Raw genomic sequence first — 16,342 nt, 5'->3', positions numbered from 1 at the left:
AATCCAAAGTTATGCATGCTGAACACCTAGCCGGGGCTTAGTCCTGACATGGTTTCTTTCAGGGTGTGGCGCTCTTTTAACGCCCTGACTATTGCTTCAGTTGTCGCGTGCTTATCACCTTGGAGGATGACGTCTTTGATAATCTCAGAGGCCGCTCTAGTGATTTCTGCTTGGCTGAGACCCTTGGCAGCGGCTATGAGTTTCGCCCAAGACACTCTCTTCGGCAAATAGACATGCATTCGCATCTCAAGTACTTCCTTAATGCCATTCGGATCAGGCAGAGAGTACTCGATGATGTCATCGAACCGCCTGAAGAGAGCGCGATCAAGAAGCTCGGGATGGTTCGTTGTGGCTAGCACGAGGCTGTCTGTACTGTTTGTTTCCTCAAGGAACTGAAGGAACGAATTGAGTACACGACGCATTTCACCTACGTCGTTATCAGCGTTCCGTCGCCCACCAATAGAATCAAACTCGTCAAACAAGTAAACCGCGCGAACAGATGCAATCTGATCGAATATCAACCGTAGCTTGGATGCCGTCTCGCCCATGAAGCGTGTGATCAGGGCATCGAGGCGTATGGTGAAAAGCGGCAGCTGTAACTCACCGGCCAAGATCGATGCTGTTAGGGTTTTCCCGGAGCCTGGCGGACCTACAAGCAGGAGTTTTGAGCTCGGGGCCAAACCATGGCTACGTAGCTTGTCTCGCTGACGCTGTTGATGAATGAGGCGGGTAAGGCGGTCCCGCTTGAGGTCATTAAGAATCAGGTCTTGCAGCTGAGACCTTGGATAGCTGACAGATAGCAGGGACTCCAATTCGCCTCGCGGCTTGGAGATTGGAATCGCAACATGCTGATTCGGCCGAGAAGCATGTCCTTTGAATGGAGACTCGCGTTTACGAGCGCTCTCAACAAGTGCTTTGAGCTCATCAGCAACATCAAGTCTGCCACGGCGTGCTTCAGCAGCGGCCACTTGCAAAGCGATGGAGAGAAATTGCTCCTCATCTCCTTGGTTATGGCTGCTCAGCAGAGCAATGATTTGTTGGGCCGTAGCCATCGCCTTCCCTATCCTTCAATGGGCTGCCGGGTTAGCGACCCAGTTTAGTCGATCGGCTATTGGGAGCCTAGCTACGGTCATCTGAATTCTCTAAAACCGGCCGAGCCGCTACGGCTCAACCACTGGGTGGCTGCTCAGGTCAAGGCTGAAATCTCCCCCCGCTCAACCTGTCCACGAACGTACGCGTGTGCCTGTAGCGGGGATGTTGAGCAGGCTCAGGGAGACAAAAAGAGACAGACAGACACAACAAAGCCCGCACTAGGCGGGCTCTGCTGGGCGTTTCGTAGACAGTCATAGACTTCTGGAAACTGGTCTCTGGTGCCGGAGACAGGAATCGAACCTGCGACCTTCGCGTTACGAGTGCGCTGCTCTACCGACTGAGCTACACCGGCGTGTTGCGCAACGTACCATTGCCGTGTCCGTTACGCAAACCTCTGTTTCACCTCACTTTCACGGCGCCTTGCAGCCATTCGGCGCGAGGTCTTCCTCCACCGTGGTCACACAGCTCCACCCGGCTTGGGTGCGGGCCAGGGTCACGGTCTTGCCCAGCACATTGGCCGGTGCGTCGGCCAGGGTGCAGGCGATGCTGGCGGTGCCGTCGGCCGCCGTGCCGCTGGCGGTGATCGCGCAATGGGCGGTGGCGGGCTGGCCGCCGAGGCTGGCGACGTCGGGCACGTCCTTGCCTTCGTTCAGGCGGATGTCCATCGGCGTTTTCAGCGCGGAGATTTCCAGCAGCGCCGCGGCGGCTTTGGCCCGGGCCTGGTGGTTGGTGTACATGGGGATGGCGATGGTCGCCAGGATGCCGATGATCGCGACGACGATCATCAGTTCGATCAGGGTAATACCTCGTTGCCCTTTCATGAACGGTCTTCCTTCGTAATACATGGAGGCGCGGTCGGCGCATTTCATCTTTTCGGCGCCCCGGCTGACAGGCGCGCAGTAGGCCTGAACCGACACCTTTTGTCACCCCTGCACGGCAGGGCGTCATCTTCGCTGAACTACTCTAGTGAGCGTCATGGAAACGCGCCCGCCCTCGAGCCCGGCAAGCTGTTACGGGGCTTGTCGCCGCACTGCAAAGGACCTTCGCATGCCACCGTCTACCCGCCTCTACGCCTGGGAGGGCATCGATGCCTCCGGCACTCGTCAACACGGCCAGCAACCGGGGCGCAGCCCGGCATTCGTGCAGGCCTGGCTGCAACGCCAGGGCATTCGGGCCACGCGGGTGAGGTTGGCGGGTGGGTTGCAGTGGCGTTGGCCGCAGCGGGCGGGCAAGGCGGATGCGGCGGGGTTCAGCCGGCAGCTGGCGACCTTGCTGACGGCGGGGGTGCCGTTGCTGCAGGCGTTCGAGGTGATGGCGCGTAGCACGGTGGACAGCGGCATGGCGGCGTTGCTGGCGCGGTTGAAACAGGATGTGGCGGCGGGGCTTGGGCTGGCGGAGGCGTTGCAGCGGCATCCGGCGTGGTTCGATGCGCTGTACTGCAACCTGGTGCGGGTGGGCGAGCAGTCGGGCACGCTGGACCGGCAACTGGAGCAGATGGCGGGGATGCTGGAGAAGCGCCAGGCGCTGCGGCAAAAGGTGCGCAAGGCGATGCTGTATCCGGCGCTGTTGCTACTGACCGGGTTCGGGGTGGCGGCGTTGTTGCTGCTGGAGGTGGTGCCGCGCTTTCAGGGGCTGTTCGCCAGTTTCGACAAGGCGCTGCCGGCGTTCACCCAGTGGGTGATCGATTTATCCACAGGGCTGGGCAATCACGTGGGGTGGCTGGTGCTGTTGATAACGGTGTTGGGGGTTGGCGGGCGGGAGGTTTATCGGCGGTATCTGCCGGCGCGGCTGTGGATGGTGCGCTGGGGGTTGCGGGTGCCGGTGGTCGGCACCTTGCTCGGGCAGGCGGCGTTGGCGCGGTTTGCGCGCAGCCTGGCGACTTCTTATACAGCTGGCGTGGCGTTGCTGGATGCGCTGGCAACGGTGGCACCGGTCAGTGGCAACTGCCTGCATGAGCGGGCGATCCTGGCGTTGCGCCAGGGCGTGGCCAATGGGGCGAGCCTGCAACAGGCGATGGAGGCGGACGGGCTGTTCCCGCCGCTGCTGCGCCAGCTGGTGGCGGTCGGCGAGGCCAGCGGCACCCTCGACACCATGCTGGACAAGGCCGCGCTACATTACGAAGAGCAGGTGAGCCAGGCGCTGGAGCAGTTGACCACGCTGCTGGAGCCGGCCATCGTGCTGATCCTCGGGCTGCTGGTGGGGGGCCTTGTCGTGGCGATGTACTTGCCGATCTTCCAGTTGGGTAGCCTGATCTGAACATGAATGCCTGGGCCGTCGTCGTCGATCATCCACCGTTCTTCTATGCCCTGGCCTCGGTGCTGGGGTTGCTGGTGGGCAGTTTTCTCAATGTGCTGGCGTACCGGCTGCCGCTGATGCTCGAGCGCCAGTGGCAGCGCGAGGCGCAGGAGGTGCTGGGGCTGCCGCAGGCCGAGCACGAGCGCTTCGACCTGTGCTTGCCGGCGTCGCGTTGCCCGCATTGCCAGCGCCCGATCCGGGCGTGGGAAAACATTCCGGTGTTGAGTTATGTGGCCTTGCGCGGGCGTTGCTCGGGGTGCAAGGCGCGGATCAGTGCGCGTTATCCACTGGTGGAGCTGGCCACTGCCCTGCTGTCGCTACTGGTGGCCTGGCATTTCGGGCCGGGCGTGGACGCGCTGGCGGTGATGCTGCTGACCTGGGGCCTGATCGGCTTGAGTCTGATCGATGCCGAGCACCAGTTGCTGCCGGATGTGCTGGTGTTGCCGCTGTTGTGGCTGGGGTTGGTGGTCAACGCCTTCGGGCTGCTGGTGCCACTGGCCGATGCGGTGTGGGGCGCGGTGGCGGGTTATCTGAGCCTGTGGACGGTGTACTGGGTGTTCAAGCTGGTGACCGGCAAGGAGGGCATGGGCTTTGGCGACTTCAAGCTGCTGGCCATGCTCGGGGCCTGGGGCGGTTGGCAGATTTTGCCGCTGACCTTGATGCTGGCCTCGCTGGTGGGGGCGCTGATCGGGCTGACGCTGGTGCGTCTGAAGCGCACGCAGATGGGCGCTGCGCTACCTTTCGGGCCTTATCTGGCCATTGCGGGGTGGATCGCATTGCTCTGGGGTGATGAAATAGTCGCCTCTTACCTGCAACTGCTTGGAACCTGATGAGCACAGCGCCTTTCACCCCCTGGATTCTCGGCCTGACCGGCGGCATCGGCAGCGGCAAGAGCGCCGCCGCCGAGCGTTTCGTCGAGCTGGGCGTGCACCTGGTCGATGCCGACCAGGCCGCGCGCTGGGTTGTCGAGCCTGGGCGCCCTGCCCTGGCCAGCATCGTCGAGCGCTTTGGCCCCGGCGTGCTGCTGGAGGACGGCCAGCTCGACCGTGGCGCCCTGCGCCAGCAGATTTTCGCCGACCCTGCGCAACGGCAATGGCTGGAGCAGCTGCTGCACCCGCTGATTGGCCAGGAGATCTTCAGCTACCTGGCCAAGGCCGAGACGCCCTATGCGGTGTATGTGTCGCCGCTGTTGATCGAGTCGGGGCAGTTCAGCAAGACCCAGCGCATATTGGTGATCGATGCACCGACCGAGTTGCAGGTGCAGCGCACCCTGCAACGGGACAACACCAATCCTGAGCAGGTGCAGGCGATTCTCAAGGCCCAGCTGGCCCGGGAAGAGCGCCTGCGCCATGCCGATGACGTGGTGGTCAATGATCGTGATCTGCAATCGCTGCACGACGAGATCGACCGCCTGCACCACTTTTACCTGACTTTGCGAGGAGGCCAGCCATGAGCCAGCCGATGACCGTTGATTGCCCAACCTGTGGGGCGCCCGTGGAATGGGGGGAGAAGAGCCCGTTCCGGCCGTTCTGCTCGGACCGCTGCAAGTTGATCGACCTGGGGGCCTGGGCGGCCGAGGAGCATAAGATCGCGGGGGCGGAAGAGTCGGAGGATGAGCTGTATTCGGGGGATCTGGAGCCGCGGCATTGAGGTAGGCGTTTTTAGAACGCTGATTGGTTCGACGTTGTTGGGGCCGCTTTGCGGCCCTTTCGCGGCACAAGGCCGCTCCTACAGGCGGTCGCATTCCCCTGTAGGAGCGGCCTTGTGCCGCGAAAGGGCTGCACAGCAGCCCCAGAAAGCATCACTGTTCTTCATCCTTCCACGGCGCCTGCAAATAACGAGTGCGGTTGAACGTTTCCAGCCACTCGGGGCAGAACACCACCAGGGCACTGATCACGGTGCCATTGATAAACGCCTCGGGGAACATCATCAGCCACAGGTAGCCAACAAAGTCGCTCAGCCACTCGGGCATGGCGAAACGCTCGTCCATCCACAACACCCCCAGCCCAGCCGCCAGGCACACCAGCACGGTCAGCGCGGCGGGGAAGAACCCGCAACAGAAGATATACACGAACAGGTTACGCGGCTGTGCACGCTCGACCAGGATCGCGCACACCTCGGTGACCAGCACCGGCAAGCCGACGATCAGCAGGCCGTTGACGCCGATGGCGGCGAGGTCCTGGCGGCCGAGCAGTAACAGGCCGAGCTGGGCGAGGAAGCCGCCGAGCACCGCCAGCGGCCAATCCAGCAGCAGGGTGACGGCAGTCATGCCGATAAAGTGATACGACACGCCGGTATCGAAATCCCGCCGCACCAGCCACAGCACGAACAGGCAGAACACCGTGCCAAACAGCAGGTGCTGGCGGCGGGTGTCAGCGAACAACTCCACCCAGCGCGTGCGGCTGGCAGCCCAGATCAGCAGGGGCACGTAACCGAGCCAGCCAAGGGTGAGGCTGGTGCTGGACAAGACCTGTGCGCTGATCACCTGAACAATATCCCTGTCGGCCATGTGGACAAGCCTGAGTCTACACCCATTCTCCCTTTCGTCCGGTTGCTATAGGCTGACACCTCCTCTCGCTGCAGGACGCATCCCCGATGACCGAAGGCATCAACCTACCCTTGCTGCTGGGCGCGCTGTTCAGCGCCATCGCGGGGGTACTGCACCTGATGGTCATCGCCGTGGGCCCGCGCTGGTACCGTCTGTTCGGCGCAGGCGAGCGCATGGCCCGGGCCGCCGAGCAAGGGCGCGCCTACCCTGCCCTGGTCACCCTGGTGATCGCATCGGTACTGCTGGTCTGGGCCGCCTACGCGCTATCGGCAGCCGGTGTGATCGCGCCCTTGCCATTGCTGATGCCGATCATCTGCCTGATCACCCTGGTGTACCTGGCCCGTGGCCTGCTGGGGCCGCTGTTGCTGGCCGGAACCGGGCGCAGCCGGCGTTTCATTGCGGTCAGTTCGGCGATCTGCGTGGGCGGTGGGCTGCTGCACTTGTTCGGAGTCGTGCAGCAGTGGCTGACGCTGGGCTGATTCCCACGCACAAACAGCATCTTACCGTCATCAATTAGCGACTAAGCTTGTCCCCATGGATGACTCAGACTACCTGCGCCTGCTTACCATCCAGGCCGAACAAGCCAATGCGTTCCTGTCCAATGCCCGCAAATGGGAACGCGAGCGTTGGGTCTGCCAGCGCCTGCTGCAAGGGCTGAACATTCCCTACCGCAGCGAGGACTTCACCCCGGCCGGGCAGGAGCCGCCGGACGTACTGTTCCGCGACGCGGCGTTCGAGGTGTTCTTCGTGCTCGACGAGGGCCGGCGGCTCAACGATGAATGGCGCGAGGAGCTGCAACGGCGGCGCAGCGCGTTTTCCCTGGCCCAGCTGGTGCGCCGCGAGCAGCGGCCCCGGCGGATCAGCGCCCAGGAACTGCTGGCGCGCCTGGCGCCCACCTTGCGCAAGAAATCGCACAACTACCGCGAACGCGGGCTGGACCTGGGCGAGCTGGACATCATCGCCTTCTCCAGCCTCAAGCGCGAAGTGCTCGACCTCAACAGCCATTTCCCGCCGCCCACCGAATACCTGCGCCAGGGCTGGCGCTCGCTGTCGCTGGTGGGGCCGACCTTCGCAAGGGTGTTGTTCGCCCACCCGGACGCGCCGGATTTCCTGCGCGGCAACCTGGGGCGCAGCATCGTGTTCGACGTAGGTATCAGTCTTTGATCCAGTGCCGGGTGTGTTTGCGATCACGTACACTCGGCGCCAGGGATAGAAAGCATTATCATTCGACCTATGCGTTTGCGTGAACGCTGTGGCGTACACGCAGTCACAAACGTCTATCTGACGAGGCCCACCATGACCAGCCGCCTGAATCCCGAAGATCAGCGTCGCGTCGATGAGTATCTGAGCGCGCCCCAGCATCAAGTCGAGCGCAGGCCCTTCCGGCCGTTGCTGCTCCTGTTGTTGGTGGTGGCCGTGACCATCGGTCTGGGCCTGTTGAGCCGCCTGCTGAGTGGACTGGTGCTATGAGCTGCCTTGCGCTCGCCCGCCCCTCATGCCGGACGCGGCCGGACCTTGTGTCCACGAATTCCGTAAAACTTGTGAGATATCCCCATGACTCATCGCATCGTGATTGTCGGCGGCGGCGCCGGCGGCCTGGAACTGGCGACCCGCCTGGGTAAAAGCCTGGGCAAGCGCAAACAGGCCGAGATCACCCTGGTTGATGCCAACCTGACGCACATCTGGAAGCCACTGCTGCACGAAGTGGCGGCCGGCTCGCTGAACTCCTCGGAAGACGAACTGAACTACGTGGCCCAGGCCAAGTGGAACCACTTCAACTTCCAGATGGGGCGCATGAGCGGCCTGGACCGTGAAAGCAAGCTGATCCAGCTGGCCGCGACCCTCGACGACGAGGGCCGCGAGCTGCTGCCTGCGCGCACCATCGGCTACGACAGCCTGGTGATCGCCGTGGGCAGCAACACCAATGACTTCGGCACCCTGGGTGCGGCGCAGCACTGCCTGTTCCTCGACAGCCGCAAGCAGGCCGAGCGCTTCCACCAGCAGCTGCTCAACCATTACCTGCGTGCCCACGCGGGTGATGTGGCCAGCGAGAAGATCAGCGTGGCCATCGTCGGTGCTGGCGCCACGGGTGTCGAGCTGGCGGCCGAGCTGCACAACGCCGCCCACGAGCTGGCGGCCTATGGCCTGGACAAGATCCAGCCGAAGGACATGCACATCACCCTTATCGAGGCCGGCCCACGGGTGCTGCCAGCACTGCCGGAGCGCATCAGCGTGCCGGTGCACAAGACCCTGGAAAAACTCGGGGTGACGGTGATGACCAACGCCGCGGTCAGCGAAGTGACCGAGGATGGCCTGAAGACGGCGGCCGGCGAAGTGATCCAGGCCAGCCTGAAGGTATGGGCGGCGGGCATTCGCGCGCCGGGCTTCCTCAAGGACATCGACGGCCTGGAAACCAACCGCATCAACCAGCTGGTGGTGCGCCCGACCCTGCAGACCACCCGCGACGACAATATCTTCGCCTTCGGCGACTGCGCCGCCTGCCCGCAGCCGGGCAGCGACCGCAACGTGCCGCCACGGGCCCAGGCCGCGCACCAGCAGGCTTCGCTGCTGGCCAAGAGCCTGAAGGCGCGCCTGGAGAACAAGGCGCTGCCGACCTACGAGTACAAGGACTACGGTTCGCTGGTGTCGCTGTCGCGGTTCTCGGCGGTGGGCAACCTGATGGGTAACCTGATGGGCAGCGTGAAGCTGGAGGGCTGGCTGGCGCGGATGTTCTATGTGTCGCTGTACCGGATGCACCAGATGGCGTTGTATGGGTTCTTCCGCACGGCGATGATGATGCTGGGTAGCAAGATTGGGCGTGGGACTGAGCCGCGACTCAAACTGCACTGAGGCTTTGAGATTTTGGGGCTGCTGCGCAGCCCTTTCGCGGCGCAAGGCCGCTCCTACAGGGGGACGCGATCGCCTGTAGGAGCGGCCTTGTGCCGCGAAAGGGCCGCACAGCGGCCCCTGCGATTCACCTGACCACGCGATACGTGCTCTGCACAAACCCACTCTCGTAACTGGTCGTCTTCATGTGCTGCAACAGCACATCCTTCGCCAAATCCCCGAACAACGGTATCCCCTGCCCCAGCAGCACGGGAATTCGGGTGATGGTCATCTCGTCCACCAGCCCCTCGCGCAGGAACCCCTGAATCAGCTTGCCGCCATCCAGGTACAGGCTTTTTGCGCCCGTCGCCTGCAGGTGCTCCAGCAACGCCGGGATCGGCCCGGGGTGCAGCTCGACCTGCCCCGATACGCCCTTGGGCAAGGCCTCGAGGGTGCTGCTGACCACCACAACACGCGTATCCGGATACGGCCACTCACCAAAGGTCATGACCTTGTCGAAGGTCCCGCGCCCCATCACCAGCGTATCGACGCCCGCCATGAACCCGGCGTAGCCATGATCGTCGGTGGATTGGGTGGCGCCCATCAGCCAATCGAGGCCGCCGTCTTCACGGGCGATGTAGCCATCCAGGCTGGTGGCGATGAAAACACGGGCTTTGAGGGACATGCGTGGCGCTCCTGCGGGCAAAGGCCACAGGGTAGCAAGGGTGGGAATATAAATCGCGGACAAAAGAAAAAGGGCATCTCATTCGAGATGCCCTTTTTACATGGTGGGTCGTGTAGGATTCGAACCTACGACCAATTGGTTAAAAGCCAACTGCTCTACCAACTGAGCTAACGACCCGGAAAATGGTCGGGGTGAGGGGATTCGAACTCCTGACATCCTGCTCCCAAAGCAGGCGCGCTACCGGACTGCGCTACACCCCGAGATTGGCTCCGCGACCTGGACTCGAACCAGGGACCCAATGATTAACAGTCATTTGCTCTACCGACTGAGCTATCGCGGAACTGAACTTCGGTACATCTTTACTGCTTCGAAGCCTGTGTTAGCTTCGAACTCTTTAGCTGCTTCGCTTTCGCGTTGTCGCTGCTGAGGCCGGCTATTCTACATTCTTCGTTTTGCTTGTCAACCACTTTTTTTCGTTCAACTTACTGATTTGTAAGTTGTTTTGCGATCCCCGATGTTGCTGGTGATTCGCTCAGTGCCTGACAGCGGGGCGAATATTAGGGGCACTCTGGATTTTGTGCAAGCATTTTTTTCAAAATTTTCAGCAAGTTAGGTAGGAAGCCGGAAAATCAGGGGTTTGCGGCGCCTGCACTGGCCTTATCGCGGGGCAAGCCCGCTCCCACGCTGATCGCTCCCACGCATAGGGTACCTGGTGGCACCGATCTGCGTGGGAGCGGGCTTGCCCCGCGATGGCGTCGGGATGACCCACATAAAAAAGCCCCGCTTTCGCGGGGCTCTTCATGACGGCAGTGATCAGGCGAAGACGATTTCTTCGCCCTGCACCTTCGCGGTGATCGCCGCACCCGGCAGGAACTCGCCAGACAAGATCAGCTGCGCCAGCGGGTTCTCGATCCAGCGCTGGATCGCACGCTTGAGCGGCCGTGCGCCATACACCGGGTCGTAACCGACGGCGATCAGCTTGTCCAACGCCTCCGGGCTCAGGCTCAGGCTCAACTCGCGCTCGGCCAGGCGACCGCGCAGGCGACCAAGCTGGATCTCGGTGATGCCGGCGATCTGCTCGCGGCCCAGGGGCTCGAACACCACCACTTCGTCGATGCGGTTGATGAACTCCGGACGGAAGTGCGAACCCACCGCGTCCATCACCGCCGCGCGCTGTGCCTCGCGGTCACCGGCCAGTTCCTGGATCTGCGCCGAGCCCAGGTTGGAGGTCATCACGATCACCGTGTTGCGGAAGTCCACGGTACGGCCGTGGCTGTCGGTCAGGCGGCCGTCTTCCAGCACCTGCAGCAACACGTTGAACACATCCGGGTGGGCCTTCTCCACCTCGTCGAGCAGCACCACCGAGTACGGCTTGCGGCGCACGGCCTCGGTCAGGTAGCCGCCCTCTTCATAGCCCACGTAGCCTGGTGGAGCGCCGATCAGGCGAGCCACGGAGTGTTTCTCCATGAACTCGGACATGTCGATGCGCACCATGGCCTCTTCGGTGTCGAACAGGAACTCGGCCAGCGCCTTGCACAGCTCGGTCTTGCCCACGCCGGTGGGCCCAAGGAACAGGAACGAGCCGCTGGGGCGGTTCGGGTCGGACAGCCCGGCGCGGGAACGGCGCACGGCGTTGGCCACGGCGGTCACCGCCTCGTCCTGGCCGATCACCCGCTCATGCAGCAGGCTTTCCATCTTCAGCAGCTTCTCGCGCTCACCCTCGAGCATCTTGGCCACCGGGATGCCGGTCCACTTGGACACCACTTCGGCAATCTCTTCCTCGGTGACCTTGTTGCGCAGCAGCTGGTTGTCGGTCTTGCCGTGCTGGTCGACCATCTGCAGGCTGCGCTCCAGGTCCGGGATCACCCCGTACTGCAGCTCGGCCATGCGGCTGAGGTCGCCCTTGCGGCGGGCGGCTTCCAGCTCCTGGCGCGCCTGCTCGATCTTCTGCTGGATCTGCGCCGAGCCCTGTACCTCGGCTTTTTCCGAGGCCCAGATCTCTTCGAGGTCGGCATACTCGCGCTCCAGGCGGTCGATTTCCTCGGTCAGTTTCTCCAGGCGTTTCTTCGCCGCTTCGTCTTCTTCTTTCTTCAGCGCCTGGGATTCCACCTTCAGCTGGATCAGGCGACGGTCGAGGCGGTCGAGCACTTCCGGCTTGGAGTCGATCTCCATGCGGATACGGCTGGCCGCTTCGTCGATCAGGTCGATGGCCTTGTCCGGCAGCTGGCGGTCGGTGATGTAGCGGTGGCTGAGCTTGGCCGCTGCGATGATCGCGCCGTCGGTGATGGCCACCTTGTGGTGCACTTCATAGCGTTCTTTCAGGCCGCGCAGGATGGCGATGGTGTCTTCCTCGCTCGGCTCTTCGACCAGCACCTTCTGGAAGCGGCGCTCAAGGGCGGCGTCCTTCTCGATGAACTGGCGGTATTCGTTGAGCGTGGTGGCGCCAACGCAATGCAGCTCGCCACGGGCCAGGGCCGGCTTGAGCATGTTGCCGGCGTCCATGGCGCCCTCGCCCTTGCCGGCGCCGACCATGGTGTGCAGTTCGTCGATGAACAGGATGATCTGGCCTTCCTGCTTGCTCAGTTCGTTGAGCAGGCCTTTGAGGCGCTCCTCGAACTCGCCGCGGTACTTGGCGCCAGCAATCAGCGCGCCCATGTCCAGGGCCAGCAGGCGCTTGCCTTTCAGGCCGTCGGGCACCTCGCCGTTGATGATGCGCTGGGCCAGGCCCTCGGCGATGGCAGTCTTGCCCACGCCGGGCTCGCCGATCAGCACCGGGTTGTTCTTGGTCCGGCGTTGCAGCACCTGGATGGTGCGGCGGATCTCGTCGTCACGGCCGATCACCGGGTCCAGCTTGCCTTCTTCGGCGCGCTTGGTCAGGTCGACGGTGTACTTGTCCAGGGCCTGGCGCGATTCCTCGGCGTTGGCGTCGTTCACCGCCGCGCCGCCGCGCAGGTTGTTGATGGCGTTTTCCAGGGCTTTCTTGCTCACGCCCTGGCCGAGCAGCAGCTTGCCGACCTTGCTGTTCTCGTCCATGGCGGCGAGCAGCACCAGTTCGCTGGAGATGAACTGGTCGCCCTTCTGCTGGGCCAGGCGGTCGGCCTGGTTGAGCAGGCGCGCCAGGTCCTGGGACATGTTCACATCGCCCGTGGGGTTCTGGATTTTCGGCAGCTGGTCGAGCTCCTTGGTCAACGCCTTGCGCAGGCTGTTGATGTCGAAGCCGACCTGCATCAGCAGCGGCTTGATCGAGCCGCCCTGCTGGTCGATCAGCGCCTGCAGCAGGTGCAGGGGCTCGATGGCCGGATGGTCCATGCCCACGGCCAGGGATTGGGAGTCGGATAACGCGAGTTGCAGCTTGCTGGTCAGTCGGTCTATTCGCATGGGGGATACCTTCCTTTAAAGGGCAGGCGGAGCGATGGACAGCACCTGTAATGAAGAACCTGCCTGAGATGACCAATAGATAAGGGTGATTCTGGAAGATTCAAGCGTAGCGGGGTTGACAGAGGTCAGCTGCCGGGGAGATGGCCGGGGGCGCTTTGCGCCCCTTTCGCGGCACAAGGCCGCTCCTACAGAGGACTCCACTCCCCCTGTAGGAGCGGCCTTGTGCCGCGAAAGGGCTGCAAAGCAGCCCCGGCGTTCTTAAGGCTGCAACCAGACCAACGAAGCAAAACGCCCACCCTGCGGGGTGCGGCGATAAGAGAAGAAGCGTGGATCGCTGACCGTGCAGAACCCGCCACCATAAACGGCGGTAACGCCACGCGCCGCCAGGCGGATCCGCGCCAACTGATAGATATCGGCCATCAGCTTGCCCGGGCGCTCGCCCTCGACAAACGCCTCAGCCGCCTCGGGATGCACGGCAGTAAAGGCATCGCGCACTTCCATGCCCACCTCGAACGCCTGCGGCCCGATGGCCGGGCCCAGCCACACCATGACCTCTTCAGGCGCCAGCGCCAGCCGGTCAAGTGTGGCCTCCAGCACGCCACCGGCCAGCCCGCGCCAGCCGGCATGGGCAGCTGCCACACGGGTACCGGCACGGTCGCAGAACAACGCAGGCAGGCAATCGGCGGTCATCACGGTGCAAGCGATGCCCGGCTGGTCTGTCCAGCTGGCATCGGCTTCGGCGACCACGGTGGGATCGGCATCCGCCACCACCAGCCCATGCACTTGCTTGAGCCAGGCGGGCTGGATGGCGAATTCTTCGCTCAGGCGACGACGGTTCTCGGCGACCGCCTGCGGGTCATCGCCCACATGGTCGCCAAGATTGAAGGATTCATAGGGCGGCAGGCTGACGCCGCCCTCGCGGGTGGTGACACAGGCGCGAACCGAGGCCGGGGCCGGCCAGTCGGGGAGGATCAGCGACTGCGCCAGGCCACTCATCCGATGAAGCTCTCGCGGTCCTGGTCGAGCAGCGACAGCAGCCACTGGAAGTCGTCCGGCAACTCCGACTTCCATTCCATGCGCTCACCCGTGGTCGGGTGGTCCAGCGCCAGGAAACGCGCGTGCAGGGCCTGACGCGGGAAGTGCTTGACCGCCTCGACCATGGCCACGCTGGCGGCCGGCGGGATGCGGAAGCGTGCACCGTAGGTCTGGTCGCCGACCAGCGGATAGCCGACATGCGCCATGTGCACACGGATCTGGTGGGTGCGCCCGGTTTCCAGCTTGACCCGCACATGGGTGTGCGAACGGAAGCGCTTGAGCACGCGGTAGTGGCTGACGGCCGGCTTGCCGCCCTCGGTCACCGCCATGCGCTGGCGCTCGCCGCCGTGACGGCCGATCGGCGCGTCGATCTTGCCGCCGGCGATCACCACGCCAACCACGATGCACTCGTAGATACGGCTGACCGAACGTTTTTGCAGCTGGTCGACCAGGTTGGTCTGCGCCTGCAGGGTCTTGGCCACCACCATCAGGCCGGTGGTGTCCTTGTCCAGGCGGTGCACGATGCCGGCACGCGGCACGTTGACGATGTCCGGGACATGGTGCAGCAGGGCGTTGAGCAAGGTGCCATCGGGGTGACCGGCCGCCGGGTGGACCACCAGCCCGGCGGGCTTGTTGATCACCAGGATCTGGTCGTCCTCATAGACGATGTCCAGCTCGATGTCCTGAGCCACCCATTCGCCCTGGGCCTCCTGCTCGGCTTCGAGGGCTAGGATGGAGCCGGTGTGGACGGTGTCGCGCGGTCGCAGCACCGCGCCATCGACGGTCAGGCGGCCATCTTTGATCCACGAGGACAGGCGCGAACGCGAGTACTCGCCGAACAATTGGGCGGCGACCTGGTCGAGGCGTTGGCCGCCCAGTTCGGACGGGACCTCTGCGCTAAGTTGAATGATCTCGGACATGCTCGAATCGACGGGCGTTCAGCCTTTGGTTTCGGCTGCGCGCTTGTGGTTAAATACGGCTTCTTTTGCCCCGGGGTTTGGCCGGGGGCGCTCATCATAACAGGACGGCACCGCCCAAGACAGCGGCCGTCAAAGGGACGCAAGCCGCCATGCAAGTGAAACACCTGCTGCTGATCGCCATCCTCGGGCTCACCGCTGCCTGTTCCTCGAACAAGGAAGTCATTGACGAGAACCTCAGCGAGGCCGAGCTGTACCAGCAGGCGCAGGCCGACCTGGACAACTCCAGCTACACCAGCGCCGTGAACAAGCTCAAGGCCCTGGAATCGCGCTACCCGTTCGGCCGCTACGCCGACCAGGCCCAGCTCGAGCTGATCTACGCCAACTATAAAAACTCCGAGCCCGAGGCCGCCAAGTCCGCCGCCGAGCGCTTCATCCGCCTGCACCCGCAGCACCCGAACGTCGACTACGCCTACTACCTCAAGGGCCTGACCTCGTTCGACCAGGACCGTGGCCTGCTGGCGCGCTTCCTGCCGCTGGACATGACCAAGCGTGACCCGGGCGCCGCCCGCGACTCGTACAACGAGTTCGCCCAGCTGACCAGCCGCTTCCCCAACAGCCGCTACGCCCCGGACGCCAAGCAGCGCATGATCTACCTGCGCAACCTGCTGGCTTCCTACGAGATCCACGTGGCCAACTACTACCTGAGCCGCGAGGCCTATGTGGCCGCCGCCAACCGTGGCCGCTACGTGGTCGAGAACTTCCAGGAAACCCCGTCGGTGGGTGATGGCCTGGCGGTGATGGTCGAGTCGTACCAGCGCATGCACCTGGACGAGCTGGCGGCCACCAGCCTCGAGACCCTCAAGCTCAACTACCCGAACCACCCGAGCCTGGTCGATGGCCAGTTCGTCGCCAAAGTGGATGAAAACGGCAACCGCTCGTGGCTGTCCAAGGCCACCCTGGGCCTGATCGACACCCAGGCGCCGCTGCCACCGGGCGAGACCCGCGCCAACCAGGACGTGGTCAAGCAGTTCCAGGATGCCCGCTCCGAGATTCCGCAGGAGCTGCTGCCCAAGGACGAGAACGGCGACCCGATCCTGCCGGAAGGTCCGAAGGAAGCCGAGAAGGACCGCTCGTGGTTCAGCTACATGACCTTCGGTCTGTTCGACTGATACCACGCACGCAAAGAAAGGGAGGCCCGAGGCCTCCCTTTTTTCATGCCTGCGTCCTAGACTGTCGGCTTCATTTCTCGACAAGCTGGACACCATGGTTCGCCTACTCTTCTGGATCGCCCTGATCGCCGCCGCGTTCTGGCTGTGGCGCAAGTTCAAGACCAGTCAGCAATCACCTGCCGAGCCGCGCCTGCAGGACCCGCTGAAGATGGTGCGCTGCGCCCATTGCGGCGTGCACCTGCCCAATGACCGGGCGTTGCAGCGTGGCCAGGAGTGGTACTGCAGCCAGCAGCATCTGGAGCAGGGGCCAGGCCAGCAGCGCTGACAGCCTACGCGCCCTCTCTCTGTAGGAGCGGCCTTGTGCCGCGAAAGGGCTGCGTAGCGGCCCCAGGAT

Annotated in this window: 17 protein-coding genes and 4 tRNA genes; 10 read left to right on the top strand and 11 right to left on the bottom strand. The window is 63.5% G+C overall.

All coding sequences use genetic code 11. From position 1 onward, the window contains the following. Nucleotides 1-26 precede the first annotated feature (26 nt). The 3 genes from PRtIB026_RS07125 to PRtIB026_RS07115 all read right to left on the bottom strand — a co-directional run bounded on the left by PRtIB026_RS07125 (nucleotide 27) and on the right by PRtIB026_RS07115 (nucleotide 1,913). Nucleotides 27-1,052, bottom strand: a complete 1,026-nt coding sequence (locus PRtIB026_RS07125) for an AAA family ATPase (protein WP_203648033.1) — start codon at nucleotides 1,050-1,052, stop codon at nucleotides 27-29. A gap of 316 nt (nucleotides 1,053-1,368) precedes the next feature. Continuing rightward, nucleotides 1,369-1,444: transfer RNA gene (locus PRtIB026_RS07120), tRNA-Thr, on the bottom strand. A gap of 58 nt (nucleotides 1,445-1,502) precedes the next feature. After that, a complete protein-coding gene (locus tag PRtIB026_RS07115; protein WP_062575174.1) occupies nucleotides 1,503-1,913 on the bottom strand; it encodes a pilin in 411 nt (136 codons plus the stop codon). A 226-nt stretch (nucleotides 1,914-2,139) separates the two neighbouring features. Between PRtIB026_RS07115 and PRtIB026_RS07110 the strand changes: the two genes are divergently transcribed. From PRtIB026_RS07110 to yacG, 4 genes are read left to right on the top strand one after another with little or no spacing between them, the layout of a single operon-like run. Then, the gene (locus tag PRtIB026_RS07110; RefSeq protein WP_203648034.1) at nucleotides 2,140-3,348 is read left to right on the top strand and encodes a type II secretion system F family protein; all 1,209 of its coding nucleotides are present in this window, start codon (nucleotides 2,140-2,142) and stop codon (nucleotides 3,346-3,348) included. 2 nt (nucleotides 3,349-3,350) lie between these two features. After that, the gene (locus PRtIB026_RS07105) at nucleotides 3,351-4,217 is read left to right on the top strand and encodes a prepilin peptidase (RefSeq protein ID WP_203648035.1); all 867 of its coding nucleotides are present in this window, start codon (nucleotides 3,351-3,353) and stop codon (nucleotides 4,215-4,217) included. Beyond that, nucleotides 4,217-4,840 (top strand): dephospho-CoA kinase, encoded by a 624-nt coding sequence (gene coaE, locus PRtIB026_RS07100; RefSeq protein WP_028689885.1) that lies wholly within the window; start codon nucleotides 4,217-4,219, stop codon nucleotides 4,838-4,840. The genes PRtIB026_RS07105 and coaE overlap by 1 nt, the downstream gene beginning before the upstream one ends. Continuing rightward, on the top strand, nucleotides 4,837-5,037 hold the full coding sequence (gene yacG, locus PRtIB026_RS07095) for a DNA gyrase inhibitor YacG (RefSeq protein ID WP_011535705.1): 201 nt from the start codon (nucleotides 4,837-4,839) through the stop codon (nucleotides 5,035-5,037). The genes coaE and yacG overlap by 4 nt, the downstream gene beginning before the upstream one ends. A gap of 151 nt (nucleotides 5,038-5,188) precedes the next feature. Here the strand turns inward: yacG and PRtIB026_RS07090 are convergent, their stop codons facing one another. Next, on the bottom strand, nucleotides 5,189-5,896 hold the full coding sequence (locus PRtIB026_RS07090; protein WP_203648036.1) for an energy-coupling factor ABC transporter permease: 708 nt from the start codon (nucleotides 5,894-5,896) through the stop codon (nucleotides 5,189-5,191). 86 nt (nucleotides 5,897-5,982) lie between these two features. On the opposite strand from PRtIB026_RS07090, the gene PRtIB026_RS07085 reads away from it, so the two are divergent. The 4 genes from PRtIB026_RS07085 (at nucleotide 5,983) to PRtIB026_RS07070 (ending at nucleotide 8,785) form a co-directional block, all read left to right on the top strand. Then, on the top strand, nucleotides 5,983-6,414 hold the full coding sequence (locus tag PRtIB026_RS07085) for a hypothetical protein (protein WP_203648037.1): 432 nt from the start codon (nucleotides 5,983-5,985) through the stop codon (nucleotides 6,412-6,414). A gap of 55 nt (nucleotides 6,415-6,469) precedes the next feature. Beyond that, entirely contained in the window at nucleotides 6,470-7,099 is a 630-nt protein-coding gene (locus PRtIB026_RS07080; RefSeq protein WP_110739751.1) for a DUF1780 domain-containing protein, read from the top strand. Nucleotides 7,100-7,231: 132 nt separating this feature from the next. Next, entirely contained in the window at nucleotides 7,232-7,405 is a 174-nt protein-coding gene (locus tag PRtIB026_RS07075; protein WP_050703672.1) for a DUF3094 family protein, read from the top strand. Between the two features lie 84 nt (nucleotides 7,406-7,489). Then, nucleotides 7,490-8,785 (top strand): NAD(P)/FAD-dependent oxidoreductase, encoded by a 1,296-nt coding sequence (locus PRtIB026_RS07070; RefSeq protein ID WP_110739752.1) that lies wholly within the window; start codon nucleotides 7,490-7,492, stop codon nucleotides 8,783-8,785. Nucleotides 8,786-8,909: 124 nt separating this feature from the next. On the opposite strand, the gene PRtIB026_RS07065 is transcribed toward PRtIB026_RS07070, so the two are convergent. The 7 genes from PRtIB026_RS07065 to rluD all read right to left on the bottom strand — a co-directional run bounded on the left by PRtIB026_RS07065 (nucleotide 8,910) and on the right by rluD (nucleotide 14,779). Beyond that, nucleotides 8,910-9,446, bottom strand: coding sequence for a dihydrofolate reductase family protein (locus tag PRtIB026_RS07065; RefSeq protein WP_203648038.1), 537 nt, complete (start codon nucleotides 9,444-9,446; stop codon nucleotides 8,910-8,912). Between the two features lie 101 nt (nucleotides 9,447-9,547). Continuing rightward, nucleotides 9,548-9,623: transfer RNA gene (locus tag PRtIB026_RS07060), tRNA-Lys, on the bottom strand. Between the two features lie 6 nt (nucleotides 9,624-9,629). After that, nucleotides 9,630-9,706, bottom strand: a tRNA-Pro gene (locus PRtIB026_RS07055). A gap of 4 nt (nucleotides 9,707-9,710) precedes the next feature. Beyond that, a tRNA-Asn gene (locus tag PRtIB026_RS07050) sits at nucleotides 9,711-9,786 on the bottom strand. A 473-nt stretch (nucleotides 9,787-10,259) separates the two neighbouring features. Further along, nucleotides 10,260-12,824, bottom strand: a complete 2,565-nt coding sequence (gene clpB, locus PRtIB026_RS07045; RefSeq protein ID WP_186735358.1) for an ATP-dependent chaperone ClpB — start codon at nucleotides 12,822-12,824, stop codon at nucleotides 10,260-10,262. Nucleotides 12,825-13,082: 258 nt separating this feature from the next. Then, a complete protein-coding gene (pgeF, locus tag PRtIB026_RS07040) occupies nucleotides 13,083-13,820 on the bottom strand; it encodes a peptidoglycan editing factor PgeF (RefSeq protein WP_203648039.1) in 738 nt (245 codons plus the stop codon). Beyond that, the gene (rluD, locus tag PRtIB026_RS07035) at nucleotides 13,817-14,779 is read right to left on the bottom strand and encodes a 23S rRNA pseudouridine(1911/1915/1917) synthase RluD (protein WP_203648040.1); all 963 of its coding nucleotides are present in this window, start codon (nucleotides 14,777-14,779) and stop codon (nucleotides 13,817-13,819) included. The genes pgeF and rluD overlap by 4 nt, the downstream gene beginning before the upstream one ends. 149 nt (nucleotides 14,780-14,928) lie before the next feature. On the opposite strand from rluD, the gene PRtIB026_RS07030 reads away from it, so the two are divergent. Together PRtIB026_RS07030 and PRtIB026_RS07025 are read left to right on the top strand one after the other, a co-directional pair. Beyond that, complete coding sequence (locus tag PRtIB026_RS07030; RefSeq protein WP_050703667.1) at nucleotides 14,929-15,948, top strand: outer membrane protein assembly factor BamD; 1,020 nt, start codon at nucleotides 14,929-14,931, stop codon at nucleotides 15,946-15,948. Nucleotides 15,949-16,042: 94 nt separating this feature from the next. After that, nucleotides 16,043-16,273 carry a PP0621 family protein gene (locus PRtIB026_RS07025; protein ID WP_050703666.1) on the top strand — a complete coding sequence of 77 codons (231 nt, stop codon included), beginning with the start codon at nucleotides 16,043-16,045 and terminating at the stop codon, nucleotides 16,271-16,273. The last annotated feature ends 69 nt before the right edge of the window (nucleotides 16,274-16,342 follow it).

It is taken from the genome of Pseudomonas sp. RtIB026 (genome assembly GCF_016861355.2).
GTDB classification, from domain to species: Bacteria; Pseudomonadota; Gammaproteobacteria; order Pseudomonadales; family Pseudomonadaceae; genus Aquipseudomonas; species Aquipseudomonas peradeniyensis.
This window is presented reverse-complemented; position numbering and strand designations above follow the sequence as displayed.